At 67.8% G+C, this 19,345-nt stretch carries 25 protein-coding genes; 14 read left to right on the top strand and 11 right to left on the bottom strand.

Translation table 11 applies throughout. The features are described 5' to 3' along the window. Positions 1–37 precede the first annotated feature (37 nt). The 10 genes from RMO01_RS09190 to RMO01_RS09235 all read right to left on the bottom strand — a co-directional run bounded on the left by RMO01_RS09190 (position 38) and on the right by RMO01_RS09235 (position 7,816). Positions 38–1,714 carry a phage/plasmid primase, P4 family gene (locus tag RMO01_RS09190; protein WP_309628749.1) on the bottom strand — a complete coding sequence of 559 codons (1,677 nt, stop codon included), beginning with the start codon at positions 1,712–1,714 and terminating at the stop codon, positions 38–40. After that, a complete protein-coding gene (locus RMO01_RS09195) occupies positions 1,714–3,522 on the bottom strand; it encodes a bifunctional DNA primase/polymerase (protein WP_309628750.1) in 1,809 nt (602 codons plus the stop codon). Before RMO01_RS09195 ends, RMO01_RS09190 begins: the two co-directional genes overlap by 1 nt. Continuing rightward, positions 3,519–4,238, bottom strand: a complete 720-nt coding sequence (locus RMO01_RS09200; RefSeq protein ID WP_309628751.1) for a hypothetical protein — start codon at positions 4,236–4,238, stop codon at positions 3,519–3,521. Before RMO01_RS09200 ends, RMO01_RS09195 begins: the two co-directional genes overlap by 4 nt. Then, positions 4,235–4,900, bottom strand: coding sequence for a hypothetical protein (locus RMO01_RS09205; protein ID WP_309628752.1), 666 nt, complete (start codon positions 4,898–4,900; stop codon positions 4,235–4,237). Before RMO01_RS09205 ends, RMO01_RS09200 begins: the two co-directional genes overlap by 4 nt. Continuing rightward, a complete protein-coding gene (locus RMO01_RS09210; RefSeq protein WP_309628753.1) occupies positions 4,897–5,148 on the bottom strand; it encodes a hypothetical protein in 252 nt (83 codons plus the stop codon). The genes RMO01_RS09205 and RMO01_RS09210 overlap by 4 nt, the downstream gene beginning before the upstream one ends. Beyond that, positions 5,145–5,732 carry an ASCH/PUA domain-containing protein gene (locus RMO01_RS09215; RefSeq protein WP_309628754.1) on the bottom strand — a complete coding sequence of 196 codons (588 nt, stop codon included), beginning with the start codon at positions 5,730–5,732 and terminating at the stop codon, positions 5,145–5,147. The genes RMO01_RS09210 and RMO01_RS09215 overlap by 4 nt, the downstream gene beginning before the upstream one ends. Next, complete coding sequence (locus tag RMO01_RS09220; RefSeq protein ID WP_309628755.1) at positions 5,729–6,631, bottom strand: 3'-5' exonuclease; 903 nt, start codon at positions 6,629–6,631, stop codon at positions 5,729–5,731. Before RMO01_RS09220 ends, RMO01_RS09215 begins: the two co-directional genes overlap by 4 nt. Then, positions 6,624–7,088, bottom strand: coding sequence for a hypothetical protein (locus RMO01_RS09225; RefSeq protein ID WP_309628756.1), 465 nt, complete (start codon positions 7,086–7,088; stop codon positions 6,624–6,626). Before RMO01_RS09225 ends, RMO01_RS09220 begins: the two co-directional genes overlap by 8 nt. Positions 7,089–7,166: 78 nt before the next feature. After that, entirely contained in the window at positions 7,167–7,505 is a 339-nt protein-coding gene (locus RMO01_RS09230) for a hypothetical protein (protein ID WP_309628757.1), read from the bottom strand. Beyond that, a complete protein-coding gene (locus RMO01_RS09235; protein ID WP_309628758.1) occupies positions 7,502–7,816 on the bottom strand; it encodes a hypothetical protein in 315 nt (104 codons plus the stop codon). The genes RMO01_RS09230 and RMO01_RS09235 overlap by 4 nt, the downstream gene beginning before the upstream one ends. Positions 7,817–7,948: 132 nt before the next feature. Here RMO01_RS09235 and RMO01_RS09240 point away from each other — a divergent pair, with 132 nt between their 5' ends. Continuing rightward, complete coding sequence (locus RMO01_RS09240) at positions 7,949–8,719, top strand: helix-turn-helix transcriptional regulator (RefSeq protein ID WP_309628759.1); 771 nt, start codon at positions 7,949–7,951, stop codon at positions 8,717–8,719. Positions 8,720–8,741: 22 nt separating this feature from the next. Here the strand turns inward: RMO01_RS09240 and RMO01_RS09245 are convergent, their stop codons facing one another. Further along, a complete protein-coding gene (locus RMO01_RS09245) occupies positions 8,742–9,194 on the bottom strand; it encodes an Ltp family lipoprotein (protein ID WP_309628760.1) in 453 nt (150 codons plus the stop codon). 213 nt (positions 9,195–9,407) lie between these two features. On the opposite strand from RMO01_RS09245, the gene RMO01_RS09250 reads away from it, so the two are divergent. The 13 genes from RMO01_RS09250 (at position 9,408) to RMO01_RS09310 (ending at position 19,050) form a co-directional block, all read left to right on the top strand. Then, positions 9,408–9,827 (top strand): helix-turn-helix domain-containing protein, encoded by a 420-nt coding sequence (locus RMO01_RS09250; protein WP_309628761.1) that lies wholly within the window; start codon positions 9,408–9,410, stop codon positions 9,825–9,827. Next, complete coding sequence (locus tag RMO01_RS09255; RefSeq protein ID WP_309628762.1) at positions 9,827–10,066, top strand: hypothetical protein; 240 nt, start codon at positions 9,827–9,829, stop codon at positions 10,064–10,066. The genes RMO01_RS09250 and RMO01_RS09255 overlap by 1 nt, the downstream gene beginning before the upstream one ends. Then, complete coding sequence (locus RMO01_RS09260; RefSeq protein ID WP_309628763.1) at positions 10,063–10,431, top strand: hypothetical protein; 369 nt, start codon at positions 10,063–10,065, stop codon at positions 10,429–10,431. Before RMO01_RS09255 ends, RMO01_RS09260 begins: the two co-directional genes overlap by 4 nt. Positions 10,432–10,438: 7 nt before the next feature. After that, positions 10,439–13,693 (top strand): ParB/RepB/Spo0J family partition protein, encoded by a 3,255-nt coding sequence (locus RMO01_RS09265; RefSeq protein ID WP_309628764.1) that lies wholly within the window; start codon positions 10,439–10,441, stop codon positions 13,691–13,693. Further along, a complete protein-coding gene (locus RMO01_RS09270; protein WP_309628765.1) occupies positions 13,690–14,220 on the top strand; it encodes a hypothetical protein in 531 nt (176 codons plus the stop codon). Before RMO01_RS09265 ends, RMO01_RS09270 begins: the two co-directional genes overlap by 4 nt. Further along, positions 14,217–14,510 carry a hypothetical protein gene (locus RMO01_RS09275; RefSeq protein WP_309628766.1) on the top strand — a complete coding sequence of 98 codons (294 nt, stop codon included), beginning with the start codon at positions 14,217–14,219 and terminating at the stop codon, positions 14,508–14,510. Before RMO01_RS09270 ends, RMO01_RS09275 begins: the two co-directional genes overlap by 4 nt. Before the next feature lie 19 nt (positions 14,511–14,529). Beyond that, positions 14,530–14,805, top strand: a complete 276-nt coding sequence (locus RMO01_RS09280) for a hypothetical protein (RefSeq protein ID WP_309628767.1) — start codon at positions 14,530–14,532, stop codon at positions 14,803–14,805. A gap of 98 nt (positions 14,806–14,903) precedes the next feature. After that, complete coding sequence (locus RMO01_RS09285) at positions 14,904–15,269, top strand: hypothetical protein (protein WP_309628768.1); 366 nt, start codon at positions 14,904–14,906, stop codon at positions 15,267–15,269. Beyond that, a complete protein-coding gene (locus RMO01_RS09290) occupies positions 15,266–16,525 on the top strand; it encodes a hypothetical protein (RefSeq protein WP_309628769.1) in 1,260 nt (419 codons plus the stop codon). Before RMO01_RS09285 ends, RMO01_RS09290 begins: the two co-directional genes overlap by 4 nt. Next, positions 16,518–17,234, top strand: coding sequence for a DUF2786 domain-containing protein (locus RMO01_RS09295; RefSeq protein ID WP_309628770.1), 717 nt, complete (start codon positions 16,518–16,520; stop codon positions 17,232–17,234). Before RMO01_RS09290 ends, RMO01_RS09295 begins: the two co-directional genes overlap by 8 nt. Continuing rightward, entirely contained in the window at positions 17,231–17,461 is a 231-nt protein-coding gene (locus tag RMO01_RS09300; protein WP_309628771.1) for a hypothetical protein, read from the top strand. The genes RMO01_RS09295 and RMO01_RS09300 overlap by 4 nt, the downstream gene beginning before the upstream one ends. 71 nt (positions 17,462–17,532) lie before the next feature. Then, positions 17,533–17,715 (top strand): hypothetical protein, encoded by a 183-nt coding sequence (locus tag RMO01_RS09305; RefSeq protein WP_309628772.1) that lies wholly within the window; start codon positions 17,533–17,535, stop codon positions 17,713–17,715. A gap of 90 nt (positions 17,716–17,805) precedes the next feature. Continuing rightward, the gene (locus RMO01_RS09310) at positions 17,806–19,050 is read left to right on the top strand and encodes a site-specific integrase (RefSeq protein ID WP_309628773.1); all 1,245 of its coding nucleotides are present in this window, start codon (positions 17,806–17,808) and stop codon (positions 19,048–19,050) included. The last annotated feature ends 295 nt before the right edge of the window (positions 19,051–19,345 follow it).

Genomic DNA, 19,345 nt, shown 5'->3' on the forward strand with positions numbered 1-19,345 from the left:
AGCGCGACGGCATCGTCCGTTCGTCCGTTATCGTCCGTCATTGGCCCGCCCAATCAGCGGGGTCGTCCGTGAAGCCGTCCGCCGGGGCTTGATCGACCTCGATTCCGTCGCCGACGCTCACGGCGGGCTCATCAGCCGCCGCCCCGGTTCGAGCGCGGTGCGCAGCCTCGGCCGCGTTGGACTCGGCCGCGCGCTCCTCCAGTGACTTGAGTCGGATTGGCCCGCGATACTTGAGCCCGGCCGCGTTCTTGCCGGCCACGCCGACCTGGCGGTCACGCAGGGCGTCGCCAAAGGCCTTCGTACTCATCACCCGATCGTTGCCGTTCTCCTCGCTCCAGTCCTGGAACGACTTGTAGAGGACCCCGGAAAGCTCTCGATCGCCCGCGCTGCAGGCGTCCCCTGTCAGGCATCGTTCAGCCAGCCAGTCGCCGAACGGGCTCGACGCGCGGCGATAATCCTCAAGGACCTGATCGAGACTCGCGGGCGGCTGCAGACTCCCGGCGCGAAGCCAGTCGCCGACGCCCTCGATCAACCAGTTCAGGATCCCCGCCTTCTCCTCGGCGAGCTTCTGCGGCAGCAGGCGGTCGATCTGATCCTTGGGAACCTGTCGCCGGAACAGGATCGGGCGGATCCGACGCCAGATCCCGTCGTCATCGCCGCGTGCGACCATGAAGCTGTTCATTTCAAAGAATAGCTTCGCCTTCGGCCGGAAGTTGATCGGCTTCGAATGCAGATCGCGCGCCGAGATCGGCGAGCCGGACGTCCAGGCCTTGAGGAGGCCTTCGTTCATCTTGGACCCGCGCTTGGGTTCGGACAGGACGGCCAGGCGGGTGTCGCCCGAGAGCGCGATCAGATCCGGTGCGGCATCCGAGCCCGAGCGGATCCCGCCCTCGAGGAAGGTGTCCGGCGATGCAGCCAAGCCGTATGTCCCCAGCGCCTCGCGACAGGCGTCCAGGATCGTCGACTTGCCGTCGCGACCCCGCCCCTGGAACATGAAAAACACCTGCTCATGCGCGCAGCCGGTCGAGCCGTAGCCGAGCGACTGGTGCGCATACCGCAGCTCAGCCGGGTCTGAGATCGACTCGCGAACCACCTTCAGGAACTGCGGCGCCGTCGCGCTCGGCTCATAGGCGGTTCCGCAAACGCGGGTGATCCGATCGGACGGATCATGCGGCATCAGCTCGACGTCAAACTCCCCCTCCTGATCCTCGACGGGCGGCGTCCATTTGAGTTTCAGTGTCCCGTTCGTGACGTTCATCGCGAAGGGATCCGCATCGAACACGCCGATCTCGACCGTCAAATAGGACTGCGCCTGGCGCAGCATCGCCGACGTCTTTCCGGCCGAACCGGCATCGTTCGCGAACTTGTAGAAATCCTTGGCCGGGACGCCGGACGTCAGATGCTCGAATAGCGACGGCAGCTGGTGCGCGACCTGGTGCGCGAGCTTGCGGGCCAGATCCTCGCCGAACTTGGAGTCCCAATAGACCCCGTTGAAGCCCACCCAGCCCGCGCCGAGCAGATAGAGCAGCGTCGAGTTCGTGGAGTCGACGACGCCGCTGCGCGGCACGGCCCCGCCGGCCAGCAGGATCAGCCGCATGGCGTTGCCGATATCGTTCAGGGGGAATGCGGCCAGCTCGCCCGGGCTCGGCCCCCCGCCGCCCTCTTTCACGCGGTCCCCGAACGCGGACAGCTCAACAACATTACTCGCGGCCACTACGCAGGCCTCCCTTCACTGAAACCGGCCCCGGTCGAGGGCTTGAGGATGCGAACCGGGTTCGCACCCGCGCGCCGCCAGGCCTGATCGGCCAAGCCGCCGTAAAATCGCGCCGCTGCTTCGCCCTGCAGGCGAAAGCGCTCGGACCCGCCGAACGTCCGGCGGCCCTTGAACTCGGGCGATCGAAGATCTCCGCGCACGGCCAGAAAGACCGGCCGCTCGCCGTCCAGCGTCCAGGGCGGGTTCGCCGGATCCGCATGGGGCGCCCGCGCATCGATGCGCCCCCAGCGATCGCCGAGGGCCGCGCCGGCGAACGTGCGCAGGGAAGGGGCGACGATCGCCGCCAGCTGGTGGCCGTTCCCCTGAGCGTTCTCGGCAAGGGTCCAGACGTCCAGGAAGTCGATCCCGATCAGGATCGAGCCGTCCTCAGGCAAGGGCGACAGCCAGCCGACGCGGCCGCGCGCGGGCCCGACGAACTGAACGATGCGCGAGCCCTCCAGCGGAAGGATCGCCAGCGCGTCCGGGGCCTGGTTCCAGCTCAGATCGTCCAGGGTGGCGATCATGGGGATCAGGATCGCCGGGCCCGTCAGCTCCTCGCCATAGTCGCCGACCCCTATGGGCGCCGCTGCATGGGCGCGCAGCATGGCAAGCCCGCCGGGCAGTCCGTCCGGATCAAGGCCGTGATGCTTGAACCAGGAGCGAACCGCCCTGCAGTCGGCCGACTGCGCGCCGTCCCAGAGACGACGCGCCCCCTGGATTTCGCCGGCGGCATGGGCTGCGGTCTCGGCCGGTCTCGACGGCTCACGCTGGCCCGCCGATCGGAACGTCTCGGGCGTCGGCGCGGACTTCGGATGCGCCGCGCCCTTTTCCATGCCGCGAACGACGGCGCTCTCGACGTCCTTGCGGGTCCAGGCCTCCTTGACGGCCGTCATCTGCAGTCCGGCCGCGATCAGTTCGTCGCGAGCCTGCGCATGCTCGATCTCGCCGCCGGCGACGTACGCCCCGATAAACGCCGCATAGCCGAACAGCGAAGATTGTTGCTGGCCCGGCTGGGCCTGGGCGACGGTCCTGCAGGCGGTCCGCAGCGTCGCGGCCCCGAACCTGGTCGTCCCCCCGCTGGCGCGAAACTCCCGGGGTTTGGCGGGCGTCGACGACGCCGCCGGCGCGGGCGGACAGACCAGCTGCAGAAGCCATTCCGGCGCGGCCGCGAAAGGGCGTTCGCGCGGGGACTTGCCCGCCGTCCAGGCATAGATCCTGCCCGGGAGAATGCCCTTGGCCGCGTCGCCGGGATGGATGGAGGGCGGGAGGACGATGTATCCGCCGTTGCCCCGGACATCGATCCCGCGCCCGATCTTGCCGGCCGAGTTCTTGACGTCGAACGCCGGATCCCAGGCGAAACAGAGGTGACGGCCCTTGCCGGTCCCCTGCTCGACGGTCTCCGGCAGTTCGCCATGGACGGCGACCAGGGACGCGAGATCCTCCTCGGCCTCAGGCCCGTCGAGATCCAGAACCCAGAAGCCCGAGATCTCGCCCGTCGCGCAGGCGACGTTGCAGGCCCGGTTCGCCCGGATCCGCTTCGGCAGACGCTCGCCTTCGAACTTGGGCTCCCGGATCGGAATGTCGGCCTCCCCCGCCCAGCGCTGAGCAGCGACGCTGTCGTTCGCAGAGGCGGCCGAGAGCCCGGTCGAGAACGCCAAGGGCTTTTTCTCGCGCTCGCGCAGCGGAAAGACAGCGATCCCCATCCGCGCGTAAGCCTGGGCGGCTGCGGAGAAGCGGGCCCCGGGAAGGGTGCTGATCTCGGCCGTCATACCGCCCGCTCCCGGGCCTCGACGGAAAGTCCGTCAAGGTTCCCCCACTGGTCCGCCATGGCGTCCGCGATCCCCTGGAAGGTTTTCGACCTGAACGCCCAGCGGTTCGGGCCCGGCGGGGCCCGATGGATCGCCGACCACGCCTTGTGTTCAGCGGTCCCGGCCTTCGGCGGCGTCAGGCGGTTCGTCGCAGCCAACGGCGGAAGGCCCCGCAGATAGAGGCCGGTCCCCTTGAAGGCTCGCTCGCCGAACCACCACGGCTGAACGGTCTGCGTTGCGCTTTCGAAGTTTGCGATCCGCGCCTTTGCGTGACGGTGCATGACCGGGTTCTCGACCGCGATGCGTGGAATACGGGCGTTCCAGCAGGCCGAGAACAGGGCCGCCCCTTCGTCGAGGAGACGCCACATGATCGTCAGCTGCTCGCTCTCGCTCATCCCGGGCCAGCGTCGCTGTTCGTCAACGGTCGCCATGTTCGGCGGGTTTTTCGGCGGCTTGTTCAGCCAGCGGACGCCCGAGTTGCAAAGTCGGGTGCAGGGCGGGTGCATGACCGCGAGCAGATCCCAGCCATCGTCGAGGACGTCGAGGATATCGCCGATGATGTGGCGGTTCGAACGATCTTCGGCCGGCAGGAGATCGCAGGACCAGACGTCATGACCCAGAGCGGCGAAGGCGTTGCGGACGACGCCCGAGGTTTCGCAACCGATCAGGATCTTCATGCCGCAGCCCTCATGGCCGCGAACTGCAGATCGCTGGGGCGCGACAGGCGCGCCTTCGTCCCCGGCGGAATATCGATGACGTACGGATGCGGCGGCCGGATCCGGGGCCCGACGCCATCCTTGAGCCAGAGGAACACCGCATAGGCGGCGGCCGAGGAGGCGTCCGGATCCCAGCACCCCATGACCAGAGGCAGTCGCTCGGAGAAAGGCGCGACCGCATAATATCGGCAGTCGTCATAGAGCAGCTGGTGGCGCTCCTGACCTTCCAGAAGCTGCAGGCGGACCAGCATGGCCACGCCGCGACGGGCCCGGGCGAGGGCGAGGCGGACGAACTCCTCGACCAGGTCGAACGGCGGGTTCGTCGCGATCCAGTCGGCCTCGAACGGGACGTGGTCCTCCGGATCCCGGACGAAGTCGAAGATCCGGTGCGCGCCATACTGGACGAAGTCCGACAGGTAGACGGCCTCGAAATGGTCCCGCAGGCCGTGCGCGAGCATGCCGGGCCCGCAGGCGCATTCCCAAACCGTCCGCGCGCGCGGATCCAGCCGTCGGATCAGCTCGCCGATCACGCGGCCGCCATAGGGCGCGGTCGGAAACAGGTTCACGGCGTCGCGCGCCGGGTTGACGTGCGCCATGGTGGCGCTGAAACCGCGCGGCTTCATACGAGCGGATCCGTGTCGCCTGAGCCGCCCTTTCGGACCTTGGCGGTCCGGCTCGCCTCGCGAACGATGAAGTCGCGAGCCGAACCCTCGGCGCGCAGCCGGTAGACGTCCGCCGGTTTGCCGGGCTGATACGAATGGCCGATCGCCTGGCGGATTTTCACCGGCAGGCGGCCCCAATGCGTTGGGCAGCCCCAGCCCTGACGCGAAGCCAGATCGCCGCAGCCGGGCCATTTGCAGTCGCCACTCATGCCGCCGGCTCCCCGACGGGCGTCTCGATCCCCGGCCGCATGCGCGTATCCGCGCCGAGCAGGGCCGCATGCCAGTTCGCCAGAACGGCCGCCGACGAAATGCAGTGATGCAGGGCCTTGTCGCGGTCGCCCGAGAGCGCGGCCGCCAGGGCTTTTCCGGCGAGGTATCCGAGGAGCCAGAACCAGTCCTGCGGCTGCTTGCCGCCGTCATGATCGGCCGCCCAGCGCTCGCGTTGATGCGCCGCCTCGCGGACCACGCCGCTTGCGAAGTCGACCAGTTCAGGCGCGTTGAGGAGATCGACCAGGCGAGCAACCTCCGTCTCCAGCTCGGCGACGCCCTGGTCCAGGCCGAGGACGCACGCCCCCGTCTGGATCCCGAACCGCTCCTCCGTCAGGACGCAGGAGATCCTCCGCCGGCATTCGCGACCGCTGTAGCTGTTCTCCGTCGGATCGAACTCCCGCAGGTGCAGGACGTCGTCGACCTTGAAGTCGCGATCATTGAACCGGACTTCGAAGGGCTTCCGGCCGCTCTCGATCGCGTCGAAATAGGCGGGCCAGATCTTGATCTCATGCTCGACGCTCATGACCGGCCCTCGACGATCCGGCGCCAGATCCGGCGCAGCGTCCAGGCCAGCGGACGACGGCCGAGGCCGAGGATCCGGAAGCCTTCGATCACGGCCTCGGCCTGATTGACCGCGTCCTGCAGAGCGTTGTGATGGACGCCCTTGGCCCGGTTCGGCGCGATGCGCGCGGCGGCGTAGACGGTGCGGGTGCAGCGCGCGTTCCAGAATGACCACGGCGGCCGCCGACGGACGGCGCGATAGGCCGCAGCGAGGATCGGATCGTCGAAGTTCGGCCCATGGGCCCAGAACTCGGACCCGCCAACCTGACGCCAGAACGCGTCGAAGCGGTCGAGCGCAGTCGTCAGGGTGACTTGATCCGGATCCGTCAGGACGGCTTGAGCTTCCGGGCTCTGGCCCGCCCACCATTTCCGGGTAGCGGGATCTTCGGTCAGGCCCCAACTGGCGCAGGACGACAGCTTGATCGGAACATACAGCTGTTCGCCGATAGTCCCCTCGACCGGGTCGAATACGGTCGCGCCGATCGAGACGATCGCCGAGCCCGGCGTTGTCCCCATGGTCTCCAGATCGACCATGACGTGAGAGCGCCGACGCGGCTTCCGGTGGCGGCTCTCCAGCCCGCGCAGTGAGCGGTCGATCTGCGTCAGCCGGGTCTGGGCATGGGCGATCACTGCCTCAGTTTTCGCCGCTGCGTAGAGGCCATCCTCGCGCGGACCCAGGACGATCCGGCCGCGCGCCAGGAAGTCCAGATGCGTCGGGTGATGGCAGGGCAGAAGGTGGACGAACTCGCCGCACTGCAGGCCGTAAAGCCGCTGCAATCGGCTGACGCCGATGTAGTGGGACTGGCCATCATGGCGGCTGCGGACCCAGCCGGGTTTGAGAGCGAAGCGGGCCTCAAGCATTGGCGATCTCCATGATCGCGCGCCATTTGAAGTCCGCAGCGTTCGCCGCGTCGTCAGGCATGGCCTCGACCTTCGGCCGCGAACCGGGAGACAGCTTCGGCTCCCCGGTCCAGATCCGGACGCGTCGCCCATCCGCCAGCTCCCCATGCGAGGCGTGGCCGCCGCCCCAGACGCTCCAGCTGCGCAGGATCAGGGCCTGACCCGCTGCGATCGGCTTCTCCGCGACGACTGGGTTCTCCCGAGGCGCGGCGAACCGGCTTTCCATGGCGGCCGCAGCTGCGCCCAAACCCTCGCCCAGTGTCGTGAAAGCGGATGCTGCGCGGCTGGCTATCTCGGCGAGTTCGTCGAGGCGCTTTTCTACGCGGGCCAGTCGCCAGCCCATGGTTTGCGCGATCGAGGCTCGCGACATGCGCGCGGCCTGCATAGCGAGCAGGGATTGATCGTCGATTATGGTCACTATGACACCCCTAAGCGTTCGATGATTTCGCTGGAGCGGGCCCCCGACGGGCCCGCGATGGTCTGGCCGTCCGACGGTTCAGCCGTCGATATCGGCGCGGTAGGGCAGGGTCGGCGGATCGGGATCAGCGGTCTGGCTGGGGGTCGAGGCCAGCTGTTCGACCTGGCCGACCAGGGCCAAGAGGCGCGACGTCAGCTCACGGCGGCCACGCGCCGTTGCGGCGACGAAGGCGCGGGACTGGCGAACCAACTGGACGCAGGGATTGGATTTCGACAGCTCGCCGATCACCGCAGCCTTGCGCGCGGCCTTCTCGGCGCGAGCGAGCGGGCTTGCCGTCTGGCCTGGCGCGTCAGCGGCCTTGCGAGCCTCTTTCGCGAGCCGACGCCAGGGTGCGGGATCAATCACGGTCGTCTTCACGGCCGCGCCTCAAGCGAAGCGAGAGCCCTGTCGTCGTTTGCGCCGTCGGCAGCGTTGCGCAGATGCGGCGGGTAGAAGCCTCCCGCGACCAGCAGGCCCTGAGACCAGGCGACGATCCGCTCCAGAACGTCCTGTCGGGGGATCTGTCGCTTCGGGTCGTCCCAGCGCCGGCAATAGTGGCGAACCTGTTGCGGCCCGACGCCGATCACGGCCCCGACGGCGACGAACGTCAGATCTCGCTCGGCGATGAACCGGGCCAGATCTGGTCGATCGGACCAGTCGAGGGGCGGCGGGGCGGTTTGGCAGTCCATTTGTCGCTCTGTGATTCGGTGCGACGACAAAAAGGGAACTGATTTGGTCCGGTTTGCAAACCAAATTGGTTCGGTTACAAGGGAGCCATGGCGGGTCTGACTGCGAACCGGGCGCTTATGCCCTTGTGGGGCATGACCAGCACCCAACGAACCGACTTGCCCTCGGAGCAGAAAAGTCTCGGCGAAGCCCTCAAGCGCCTTCGTCAGAGAGCCGGGATCAGCCAGGCAGAGGCGGCAGACCGCGCTCAGATCGTTGAAATCACCTGGCGCCGGTACGAGAAGGGCATGCGCGGCGTGACCCTGGACAAACTCATCGAGCTTGTTCAGGCGATCGGGTTCGACAGAGACACGCTGCTGATGGAACAGGCGGCCGTTGTCGGGGGCTCTCCCGCCCCGCAGACGGCGCGCAGCCATCTGGACCGCGTCGCCAGTTACACCCCGTCACCCAGCGACGCCGGCCTGATCGTGCGCGACCGCGTCCAAGCGGGGAACTGGCTAGAAGCCGACGATACGGGACAAGCCAGCTACAGGACGTTTCCGGCTGTTCGCGACGGGCGCTATCCTTACGCTGATCAGTGGCTGTCGGAAGTGATGGGCGATAGCGTCAACCGCCTGAACATCTTCGAAGGCGACATGGTCCACCTCGTGGACGCGATTGCGATCGGCTACCACCCGAGGACCGACGACGTGGTGGAGGTGGAGCGCATCCGTAACGGCGGGGCAGAGCGCGAGCTGACGATCAAGCAGATCGAGCTTGTCCCGAACGGCATGCTTCTCTGGCCTCGCTCGACCAATCAGCGCTGGTCACAACCGCTGGAGCTGCGGGAAGGAACGGGCGACGGTGAGGAGATCGAGGTGCGGATCCGTGGCCTTGTGATCGGCCTTCACCGGCGGTTCGGCTAGCGGATCACGTCCGCCCCGGAGATCAGCACGCGCCTGCCTCTCTCGCGCCATGCTCGGCTTGCTCTCGGGTGTATTTATCGCCCGAACGCGATGACAGCTGCTGCACCATGCCGCTGCACGAAAAGCCCGAGATCTCCAGATAATCACGGGCCGATCTGGCGGCGTTTGCATTCCAATCAGCGTCGAGACTATCGACGGCCGCCGTCGCATCAGCCTCGCTGTAGCCGTCGCCGGCGCTCGATGAAAGTTGCTGGATCAGGCCATCCCGCGAGAAGCCGGCGACCGTCAGATAATCTCGCGCCGACCGCGCCGCGTTCCGTTGCGGGCCCGTCAAAGCGGATACCGCTTCAGCGGCTTCCTCCTGATCGGCGGATTCGGCGGCGGCAGTGTCAGTCGACGTTGTATCGACCCCGCACGATGACACGAGCATCGCCCCCCCGGCCATGGCTGCAAAGATCGAAAGCTTCAACTTCATGGCGCGAACCCCCTCAGGCTTAAGCACCCTTACCGAGCGTCCAGGTCTTCAAGCAAGCCTCCTGATTGCGCGTTAAACCACCCCCTAGCCCCTGCCGGTTCGGAAAAGCAGAGGGAGTCGAACCAAAAAAGTTCGCCTAGCAACATTGACGTGCGAACCGTTTTGGTTCGGTATGCCTCCGACGCGAGCATTTCGCGGTTCGGAGACAACGTCATGTTTCACCAGCAAGCCGAGAACCCCGCCGACGGCCGGGCAACCTCCAACCCCCTTGATCGCCGCGCCGGCGCTCTGATCCGACAGCGCCGGGAAACCCTCGGCATGACCCAAACCGACCTTGCCTCGAAATGCGGGGTCACCTTCCAGCAAATCCAGAAGTACGAGCGCGGCTCGAACCGCGTCTCCTACTCCCGCCTGGTCCAGATCGCGGCCGCGCTGAACACCCCGCCCGCGTGGTTCTTCGAAGGCCTCGACACTGACGGCGCGGGCGAGTTCACCAATGAACAGGCCGGGATCCTGGAGTCCCCGGAGGGCCGCTCGATCCTGCGAGCTTTCCCGCGCATGGATCAGACGATGCGACGCGCCGTCGCCGATCTGGCCTCTGCCCTCGCCCGCCAAGCCCCGGCCGTCGCCTGATGCGCGCCGCCGTCGATCTCGATCCCGTCGGCGCATGGGATCCCCGCAGCGGGACGTTCGCCGTCTCGCAGGAACAGGCGACCAGCGACGCGGCCCAGCGGCTCGCCCGGATCCGTGACCGCCAGCACCGCCAGCTGCAGGCCGCCGAGGGCGCCGTGGCCGCCGGCGTCGTCCAAGTCCTGCGCAGCCGTCGCGGCTTTCACGTCCTGTTCGCTCGGCTTCTGCGGCGGTCCGCGTGAGAACCGCCGACGCCCGACACGATGCGAACCCGGTTCGCATTGAGCCCGCGATCGGCGGTCGACTGGTCACGGCCTGGACGACGCCATTCGCCCTCATCGGCGATAGCCGGATCTGGATCACCACCCTGGCGAAGGACGCCGACACCGCCGTCCGCAGCCTGCTCCGGGTGCTCAAGATCTCGCCCAGCCTCCTCCAGGCCCGGGCCCAGATGCTCGGCGACGTCGCGATCCTGCGGCGCATGCCGGCGGACGCCCCTCGCGAATACGGACCCAACACTGTCCAGCCGGTCGCCTTCCTGGAGGGCTTTTCCGAGGACGAAATCGCCGAGTCCCTGACCTGGCTCAGCCGCGAACAGAAGGCTTGAGGCCCCCATGACCGTTACCCTGACCCGCCTCGCGATCGAAAACCGCGCGATCCTCGAGTCTCTCGACCAGAACGCCGCGCCGTCGACGCTGGACGCCTTCGCGAAGCAGCTGCAGCGCGACCCGTCGAACCTGCGCAAGAGCCTCAAGGGCCTGGCCGCCGAGGGGATCCTCCAGGTCGCCGCCAGCCCGGGCGAGCCGCAAGCGGCGCTGACGGAAGCCGGCCGAGCGGTTCTGGCCGGAATCTATGTCGCCGAGGGTCGCCTGCAAGCTGGCCTTCCCGTCCTGACCCGCGACCAGGTCACGCCGGATCCGGACCAGCCCCGCAAGCAGTTCGATCAGGCTGAGCTGGAGGAGCTGGCCGAGAGCATCGCCGATCGCGGCCTGCTCGAACCGATCCTTGTCCGCCTGACGAGCGATAGCTCGGCCCAGCTGGTCGCCGGCGAGCGTCGCTGGCGCGCGATCGGGATCCTGATCGCGGCTGCGGATCCCCGCTGGCCCGCCGATCGGTCGGTTCCGTATCATCTGAGCGTCCAGACCGAAGACGCCGAGATCCTGGCGGATCAGGTCGTCGAGAACCTGCAGCGCGCAAAGCTGCATCCTCTGGAGGAGGCCGATGCCTTCCGGACGCTCAAGGTCGTTCACGGCTGGGGCGTCGGGCGGATCGCCAAGACGGCCAGCAAGACGCGCCGCTTTATCGAGCAGCGTCTCGATCTCCTGACGCTGACGCCGGTCCAGCAAGGCCGGATGCGGCTGGCCAAGGATCATCCCGAACACCTGACCCCGTCACGGGCTCGGGAAATGGTCCAGCACCTGCGCCAGATCTCGGGAGCGGCGCTGGATCAGCGCGATATCGAGGAGATTGCCCCGGGCGCGGACGTCGCGGCCGTCTCAGCTGAGGCAGAAGCCGCAGCCCGCAAGCCGAAGCTGACGCCGCGCGAGCTGATGATTCTCGGCGAAATCGCAGCCGCCTCTGTCGCCCGGCGCTCAGTGCGCTTCCCAGACTCGCCGCGCCCCGTCGTCGACGTCGACTCGGAGAAGGCTGTCGCCAGCGAGGCGCTCGGCAGACTGAGCAGCGCCAAGTTCGCCGCCCTCCTGATCGACGGCCAGGCCGAAGATTCACCCGCCGGGGCGCGCGTGGAGGATCTCGGCCATCTGAGGCTGCGCCTTGAGAATCTTCACCCGGCCGACAATCCCCGCGCGCTGTTTCACCTGAGGCGAGAGGCGGGACTCTCGGCCGATCAGGCGCGTCAGCTGCAGAAGCTCGATCAATGGGCGACGCCCTTCCTGAGCCTGACGCCGCCGGCGACGGCCGCAGAGGATCCCGCCGTCGCCGAAATGGTCGCCAGGCTTGGCGCGATCCCGGCCTCGGACCTTCTGGCGCTGGTCGAGATCGCCGCCCGCGTGAAGCGCAAGCAGCACGTCGCGTATGGTGCCGCCCGGCTGTTCCATGAACTCCCGGAGCGGTTCGAGCGGGCCTACTATCCGGGCCTGATCATGACGATCGTCGATTTCGACGGCGGCGAGCGAAAGCAATACGTCCGCCTTCACACGACCGTTGAGGCCGCTCTGTCCGTTGGCGGCTTCTGGCGCGACGATATGGACGCCGACACGGCGCTCCGGATCGCGAGAACCTGGTCGGATGCTTGGACACCCCGCGCCCTTGCTCTTGGCGAATACGCGACGGACTGGCTGAGCTTCCGGGGGCAGACCTCGCGCCCGAGCCCGACGCCGCCGACCGCGTCGCCCCACGACTACTTGGCCCGCTGGCGCTCTCCGTTACACGGAGCCGCCGCCAAGGATCCATACGGTTCGCACTCAGGGACCGATTGGCATAGCCCGGCCGAACGCCTGATCCTTTTGGAGCTGGCGGACAAGAGCCTGAACGACCCCCAGACTGTCGCCCATGCGGCGGACTGGACGGCGATCAGCTCCGCGCCGCCGGCGTCCGAGCTGGGCGGTCTTCACGGCGGGATCGTCACGTTCGGGGAGGCGCTCCGTCCCGACTCCGAAGTGCTGCAGCCGGCCGCGAAGCTGCATTTCTCGGCGGGGACCGCGACGGAGAGCGGCGGGATCCATGGGGCGCTGACGCGCCTCGGGTTTTACTCGGACCGTCAGGCCGCGCTTGAGAAGGCGCGCCTTGAGGCAGGCTTTTCTCAGGCGGATCTGGAGACACTGGCCGAGGGCGAACTTTACGCCACGCCATGGCTGAACACCGCCGCCGCGACGCCTCAAGCTGAACCACGGCGGACCGGCCAGGTTCTGGAATGCCCGGTTCTCGCTCCAGCCTGGCGCCTGCCTTGGGTCACGATCGTCGAGCTGCAGGATGCCGCCGGCAACACCGGCTATCGGGCGATCGCCCGCCTGGGATCCGCCCAGACGGTTGAGGCAACGGAGTTCCTCCCGAACCAGCCTTTTGCGCTCGCCCGGAAGGCCGAGGGGCTGCAGCGACGCCTGCGCGACGTCGTTCCGGTCGAAGTCATGGATTGGCTCGACCAGCTGCAGGGCGATCATGTCGTCGACGGACACGACTACTACAACGCCAGCCGTGCAGCCGAGGCTAGAGCCGCGCGTGACGGCGAAGCCCCAGGCGCGGACGATCCCGCGATCCTCGGCGACCTCACGAAGCCGCAGATCCGCGTCCTGCGCGAGGTCGGCTTCGCGGAGCAGGCCTCGGCCGCCGGGCTGGGGGAGCCGGTGCCCGTCGGCCAATACTGGCTCGACGCCGATGCGGTCGGTCTGTGGAAGCGCGCGCCCGATCCGCTCCTGTCGTTCACCGCCGCCCCCGGCTCGACCTGGACCGTCTGCCTGACGGACGTCGGCCGGAACGTCGTCCGCTTGCTCAACGTCGAAATGGATCCTCTCGCCCTGACGATGCGGGTCGAGCGCGAGGGCTACTCCTGCGCATGGCTGCGTCACGCAGGGACGCCGATCGGCGAGCAGCTGGGCGTGGATCGCGGCGACGACGACGCGGCCGAGGAGTCCGAACTCCTGATCGAGATCCGCGCAGCACTGGCCGCCGGCGCCCCGGATCCGGAGAAGCTGCTCAAGCTGGTCGGCCTGGCTGGCGACTTCGTCGCCGACGCGGATGCAGGGATCACGCTCAGCCCAAAGGGCGGCGGGACGCTTGTCTACGTCGCCGCCGCCGATCCGCACCGCCTGGAGCCCGAGGATCTGGCCTGCGCCCGGGCCGAGCTGATCGCCTTCGCCCTCAACGCCTTCGCGCGCAGCGCCGCGCACTGGCCCGCCACGGAAGCCGCATGACCCGCCCCGCCTTTAACCTCAACGACTACGCCGCCGGCCATGGCGCCTTGCGCTCGGCCATGCTCGCCAATCTGGCCACCCTCCCGCCGGATCACCACGCGGGGAGCTTCACGATCGGGGCGTTCTGCGCCCTGGTCCGGCTGGTCTGGGATCGCCGCGATCCCGGAGCGGGCCGCGACAAGATAGCGGCCTATCTGGGGACGATCGTCTCGGACATTCTCCGCGAGGCCGAGGGGCGGGTCGAACCGCCGTCGCCTCTGCAGTCGATGATCGAGGGACTCGAGTCCGCCGCGATTTGCTGCGCCCCGCGTGACGATCAGGGGCGGGTGATCAGGGATCGTGACCTGACGCTGACGGCGCTCGCGGCCGTGGCCTCGGATCTCCTCGCCGAGGAGCCGGATCACGCGATACGCGCGGCCGCCATCGCGCGGCATGCCGCCTTGATCGCCGACATAGCCCGCGCGACCGCAGCGGATCCCGAGAGCCGGCCTTTCCGGCTGCGCGTCATCCCGGGAGGCCGGGGATGAAGCCGCCGCGCAAACCCTGCGAACTCGCGGCCATGCGCACCCAGCTGCAGCCGCTCGCCGACGCGGGCCTGTCGACGGCCGGGGCGGCGCTGCTCCTCGGCGTCACGCGAAACACCGTGATCGGCCGGGCGCGTGACTGCGGCGTCCGCTTCGACGGGCCGCGCCCGAAAACCGGCGGCTGCAATCGGGAACAAGCCTTGCGCGGCTGGGCGACCAGGCGAGCGCGCACCCCGATCGCGGCGAACGACGCCCATCCCCTCCCGGCCCGCCAAGCGCGCCGGTTCCACTGACCTTCACCGGAGATCCAAGATGCGTGAGATCATCAATGCCGCCGCCCGCACAGCGCTCGGAACGCCCGTCCCCTCGAATATCAAGATCACGGTCGACGCGAGCCAGCGTCTGGTCACGATGGTCGGCCCGCCGGCCAGCGGGAAAACCCGGATCGCCCGAGCGGTCCCGGTCGCGCAGCGGCGGGGCTGGACCTGTTTGACGGGGACCAACCAGAGAGAGGTTGACCGGCGTTTCAATGACGAATGGCGCGGCGATCAGCCCGGGGCCCGCCTGCGCCTTCGTGAAGACAGCTGATGCGCGGCCGCCCCTGGTCCGAGGGCTCCGCCCTCCTCGCCTCGGCCGGATTCGCCGCCGGGCCTCTCCCTAAACCTGACACCCCTTGGAAACGTCTCATGAAACAGCAGATCGATTTCGCATTCCTGACCCGCGTCGACGCCGTCGCGATTCCGGTCGCCTTCCCCTCGCTCGACAAGCTGGCTGCCTATGTCGAGCGCCAGCGGGATGATCGGACGATCGTCCTCGACGAGATTGAGGACATTCACGAACGCCGGCGGATGGTCGTCGGCGACAGCCCTCGCGCGCCGGAAGGCCTGCGCGATCGCGGCGTCCAGATCTTCACCCTGCTTCCGGACGGTTCTAGAGATCGGTCCCTCGGCTTCGCCTGGCTTAAGGGCGGCGGCCGCGAGGCGCTGTTCTATGCGCTGACCCAGGCCGGGATCCGGAACGGTCACAAGCCGCGCGGACAGGTGGCGGCATGACCGGCGGTCTAGTCAGGATCGGCAATCGGAGGGTTCAACGCTTCGTCACCCCGCCTCAGGAGGTACGCGACGGGACGGTCCGTTGCATCGCCTGCGGCCAAGTCGACGAAGCGCCGTATCACGATAACGCCCTTTGCCCCGCGACGCGGCCGCACGGCTTAGCGGCCAGGGGCGATCACGAAGCCGTCTGCGCTCACGCGGAAACGAGCGATGACCCGGTCGTCACCATGCTCCGCGACGCAGATGATCGCCTGAGCCGTCCGAGCCCAGACGTTCACGGTGCGCGGGTCGGGATCCACGCCGCGCGCCTAGCCGTATCGTCCCGGATCCTCGTTGCAGCCTCGATCGCGCCGGCCAGCAAGGCCGTGTTGCTGACGGCGGGCCTCGATGTTTCCGCCGATCGCATAGAGATCGACGTCGTCGGCTGGCGGCCCGTCGGCGGGGAGGTGGACAGCACAACGGCGCCCCCGCACTGGACCGATGAAGACAGACACGACCGCCATCCCAAGACGTCAGAAGAATGGAACTGGCGAAACGACCCGCCGCTGCGCGGGGGAGGCCTTGATCTGGCTGTCCGCCGCCTGAACTTCGCCGGCGACATCGCAGACCCGCGCGCTCCCGATCAAATGGCGCTGGTCCTTCGGAAAGACCTGATCAACCTCAAGCACGAGCTGATCACCCAGACCGCTCGCGCATCCCTCCGCACCCAAGCCCCACCCGAGGCGGGAGGGGAGGACAGTATCGACCTCTACGATCCGATTGTGCAGCGCGCGATCAGCTGGACGCTCAATCAGGTCGGTCGCCAGCTCGGCGCAGAGGCGTGGACCGAGGGCGACGGGTCTGAAAGCGTCGAGGGGGACGTCGCATGCGAGATCGCCAACATCATGCGCGCCGCCAACATGGTCGATCCGGACGGCGAACCTCTCCGCAAAGAGACCGTGGTCCTGCTCGCCGGGCGAGACATAGAGGCTCCCCTCGCTGGGAACCCGTTTCAGTATGCCAATGACCCGGTCCAGGCTTGGCTGCAGGCGCGTTGCCTGACGGGCCCGGCCTGCCTCCCGGATGCTCGCGAGCTGGCCCGCGATCTCTACGACTCCTACTGCGCCTGGTGCGCCGAGCACGGCGTCGTTCGGCCGCTTTTGATCGCCCCCTTCGGGAGCGCCCTCAAGCACTACGGGATCCTGTCCAAGGGAAAGAACAACCGGGGCCAGCACTGGCGCGGCCCGATCAGGTTCAGAGCCGCGGCCCATGGCTGAGCGCGACAAGATCTCGGCGCGGATCCGCGCGCTGCGGGCCAAGACCGTCGCGGCCGGGTGCACGGAGGAGGAGGCCCTCTCGGCCGCCGCCCTCGCTGCGAAGCTGCTCCGCGACTACAACCTGACGCTTGAGGAGGCCGAGCTGCGCGAGACGCCGTTCGCCCGCCATAGCGAGCGCCACGTCGACGCCGTCGGAAAACAGCTCTGGAAGGTCGCGAGCGCGATCGCGGACCTGGTCGGCTCGACCTACTGGACCTCGCCCGCCGGCGTTCATCCGGTCCAGGTCGACTTTTTCGGCTTCGCCCATGAGGTCGAGATCTCGGCCTATCTCCTGGAGATCTGCGCCCGGGCCATGAACGCGGCCTCGGACAAGCTCCAGGTTGGGCTGGCCATCCTTCGCCCGACGATCAGGGACCGGCGGATCCGCGCCTATCTCGACGGTATGGGCGACCGTCTGGCCCAGAGGATCCGCGCGCTCAAGCCGCCGCCGGCGACGGGGACCGGCCTAGTCGTTGTCCGCGACCAGCTGCTCGCCGAAGGCCTGGCCCAGGCCGGGATCCAGATCCGGTCCTCGGCCGCGCCGCGATCGCGCGATCTGGATCCGGAATACGCGCTCGGCCGCCGCGCCGCCGACGCCGTCGCCCTTAACCCCGGCCTGCAGACGGCCTCGCGCCCGGCCGGCCGACTCGATCAGGGAGTTTCACGATGACCGCCGCGACCGCAGATCCAGCCAGTGTCGCCGAGGATCTTCTAGAGGGCGTCCAGGCGATCGCCGGGTTCCTGAACTGGTCCGCCCGCAAGGTCTACCGGGCCCGGGAGGAAGGCTGGACGATCCCGATCCGCAAGCGCGAGGGCCTCGGCCTCTATGCCTTTCGGTCTGAGCTGGAGATCTGGCTTAAAGACGCCTCGACCCTTCCGACGGCCAAGGCGGCCTGAGTGTACGACTTCGACCCGGCGCAGCTGGCCGCCGACGTCGTCGCTCAATCCGCCAGCGCAAGGAAACGAAGATGGAAACACTAAAGAACTGGAGCGCGCGCCGTTCGGGCGGCCGCATCACGATCAACGGCCTCGACGAAACAGGCCACCCCGAAAAAGTCCCGAACGTCGATACGATCGTGATCGACGCCGGCGAGATCATCGCGACGGATAAGAACGGCGAAAAGTGGCGGCTCGGCCGAGTGGCCGCCTGAAATCGGGGGTCGCCTTAGGGCGGCCCCTCTTTGCTCGACCAGGGCGGCCTAAGCCGTCTAAGACACAAGGCGACACGACAGGAGGACGCCTTGGCGAATGTTCGCAAGGTCACACAACGCGCGCGGAAAGACGGCTCGACAAAGGTCAGCTGGCGCGCGACCTGGGCCGGATCCGACGGCCAGCGCCAGTCGAGGAACTTCCCGAAAAAAGGTGACGCGGACGCCTTCCTCAAGTCGATCGGCTCGGGCCTGGTCGGCGGCTCGGCCAGTATGTCCGTTCTGGATCTCGCGCGCGCTCACTACGCCTATTTCGACAGCCTGGTCCGCGAGGGGATCCGCGAGACGTCGACCCGGGACGGCTATGGCCTGCATATCAGCCGCCACCTTGAGACCGATCGCGACTTTGCGAAGCTCAGGCTGTCGGAACTCACGACGCCGAAGTGTCAGCAGTTCCTGGACGATCTCCTCCCCCGATCGGGCTCGATCGATATCGTCAAGCGACTGCGCCGCAGCCTTGTGACCTGGTGCAAGTTCGGCCAGCGCAAGGGCTGGCTGATCGCGAACCCGGCGCAGGCTTGCACGGTCGAGCGGATGGTCCGGCCCGAGGCGGGGGAGGAGCGGCTGGAGATCCCGAGCAAGGATCAGCTGGCCGTTCTGCTCGCGGCCGCCGAGATCGGCCCGCAGCCGATCATGGATTCCGCGATCGTTCGTCTGCTCATGTTCGGCGGCCTGCGAATCTCTGAGCTGCGCGGCCTGGCCGACGACGCGATCGCGTTCGCGGGCGCCGGTGCGACGGTGAAGATCCGCGAGAAGCTGGAGCGCCAATATACGCAGCTCGGGCGCGTCAAGTCGGCCAAGGCGCGGCGGGACGTTCCGATCGGCCCGGCCGCAGCCCGCGCCGTGAAAGCCTGGAGGCTCAAGCGCGGACCTTCGGCCGCGTTCGTGCACAAGTCCGGCGAGGGGAAGCCGCAACGCGTCCCCGGCCGCCTGTTCCCCAATCCCGAGGGCGCTGACCTCTGGGACTATGACGAGTTCATGCGCCGATGCTGGCTGCAGCTGATGCAACGCGCCGAGCTGGTCGAGTACCTTCCGGACGCCAAGGGCAAGATCCGGCCGGTGATCGCCTTCGGGCCGCACGTCCTGCGCCACGTCGCCGCCAGCCTCTGGATCGAGCAGGGCTTGAAGCCGAAGAAAGTCCAGGAGCTGCTAGGGCATTCGACCCTCGCAATGACCATGGATCTATACGGCCACCTCTGGCGCGACGAAGCCGAGGACGCGGCTCTCGCCCAAGCTTCCGAGCGCCTGATCGCAGCGCCTGGAAAGCGGAACGTTTGAGGAACCTTGCGGCGCTCTTGCGGCGCTCGGAGAAAACGGGAAGCCTCGGAAACGCTCGGAAAGCCTAGGAAAATCAAGGGACGCCGCAGATCGCTTCCAGCGCCGCAGAATAGACCTTGCAGCCGGCCTAACTATTTGTTTTTCATGGGACTTAATCGACCGCGACGTTTGTCTATAGGGGGCAGCGGACTGGATTTTGAGTCCGGCGCGTCTACCAATTCCACCACAGGGGCCTGCAGGCTTGCTGTAGAGCGAGGGAAGGCCTCGCGCTACAGCAAGCCTGCCATTTTTTGTG

The sequence above is a fragment of the Brevundimonas sp. genome, assembly GCF_031412435.1.
In the GTDB taxonomy this organism is placed as follows: domain Bacteria; phylum Pseudomonadota; class Alphaproteobacteria; order Caulobacterales; family Caulobacteraceae; genus Brevundimonas.

Excerpts from the sequence above, each read along its gene's own strand:
- RMO01_RS09215 (WP_309628754.1), bottom strand. The coding sequence starts at position 5,732 with ATGAGCGTCGAGCATGAGATCAAGATCTGGCCCGCCTATTTCGACGCG.
- RMO01_RS09290 (WP_309628769.1), top strand. The coding sequence starts at position 15,266 with ATGACCGGCGGTCTAGTCAGGATCGGCAATCGGAGGGTTCAACGCTTC.
- RMO01_RS09275 (WP_309628766.1), top strand. The coding sequence starts at position 14,217 with ATGAAGCCGCCGCGCAAACCCTGCGAACTCGCGGCCATGCGCACCCAG.
- RMO01_RS09210 (WP_309628753.1), bottom strand. The coding sequence starts at position 5,148 with ATGAGTGGCGACTGCAAATGGCCCGGCTGCGGCGATCTGGCTTCGCGT.
- RMO01_RS09300 (WP_309628771.1), top strand. The coding sequence starts at position 17,231 with ATGACCGCCGCGACCGCAGATCCAGCCAGTGTCGCCGAGGATCTTCTA.
- RMO01_RS09220 (WP_309628755.1), bottom strand. The coding sequence starts at position 6,631 with ATGCTTGAGGCCCGCTTCGCTCTCAAACCCGGCTGGGTCCGCAGCCGC.
- RMO01_RS09250 (WP_309628761.1), top strand. The coding sequence starts at position 9,408 with ATGTTTCACCAGCAAGCCGAGAACCCCGCCGACGGCCGGGCAACCTCC.
- RMO01_RS09285 (WP_309628768.1), top strand. The coding sequence starts at position 14,904 with ATGAAACAGCAGATCGATTTCGCATTCCTGACCCGCGTCGACGCCGTC.
- RMO01_RS09280 (WP_309628767.1), top strand. The coding sequence starts at position 14,530 with ATGCGTGAGATCATCAATGCCGCCGCCCGCACAGCGCTCGGAACGCCC.
- RMO01_RS09255 (WP_309628762.1), top strand. The coding sequence starts at position 9,827 with ATGCGCGCCGCCGTCGATCTCGATCCCGTCGGCGCATGGGATCCCCGC.
- RMO01_RS09270 (WP_309628765.1), top strand. The coding sequence starts at position 13,690 with ATGACCCGCCCCGCCTTTAACCTCAACGACTACGCCGCCGGCCATGGC.
- RMO01_RS09245 (WP_309628760.1), bottom strand. The coding sequence starts at position 9,194 with ATGAAGTTGAAGCTTTCGATCTTTGCAGCCATGGCCGGGGGGGCGATG.
- RMO01_RS09235 (WP_309628758.1), bottom strand. The coding sequence starts at position 7,816 with ATGGACTGCCAAACCGCCCCGCCGCCCCTCGACTGGTCCGATCGACCA.
- RMO01_RS09200 (WP_309628751.1), bottom strand. The coding sequence starts at position 4,238 with ATGAAGATCCTGATCGGTTGCGAAACCTCGGGCGTCGTCCGCAACGCC.
- RMO01_RS09205 (WP_309628752.1), bottom strand. The coding sequence starts at position 4,900 with ATGAAGCCGCGCGGTTTCAGCGCCACCATGGCGCACGTCAACCCGGCG.
- RMO01_RS09240 (WP_309628759.1), top strand. The coding sequence starts at position 7,949 with ATGACCAGCACCCAACGAACCGACTTGCCCTCGGAGCAGAAAAGTCTC.
- RMO01_RS09305 (WP_309628772.1), top strand. The coding sequence starts at position 17,533 with ATGGAAACACTAAAGAACTGGAGCGCGCGCCGTTCGGGCGGCCGCATC.
- RMO01_RS09195 (WP_309628750.1), bottom strand. The coding sequence starts at position 3,522 with ATGACGGCCGAGATCAGCACCCTTCCCGGGGCCCGCTTCTCCGCAGCC.
- RMO01_RS09295 (WP_309628770.1), top strand. The coding sequence starts at position 16,518 with ATGGCTGAGCGCGACAAGATCTCGGCGCGGATCCGCGCGCTGCGGGCC.
- RMO01_RS09265 (WP_309628764.1), top strand. The coding sequence starts at position 10,439 with ATGACCGTTACCCTGACCCGCCTCGCGATCGAAAACCGCGCGATCCTC.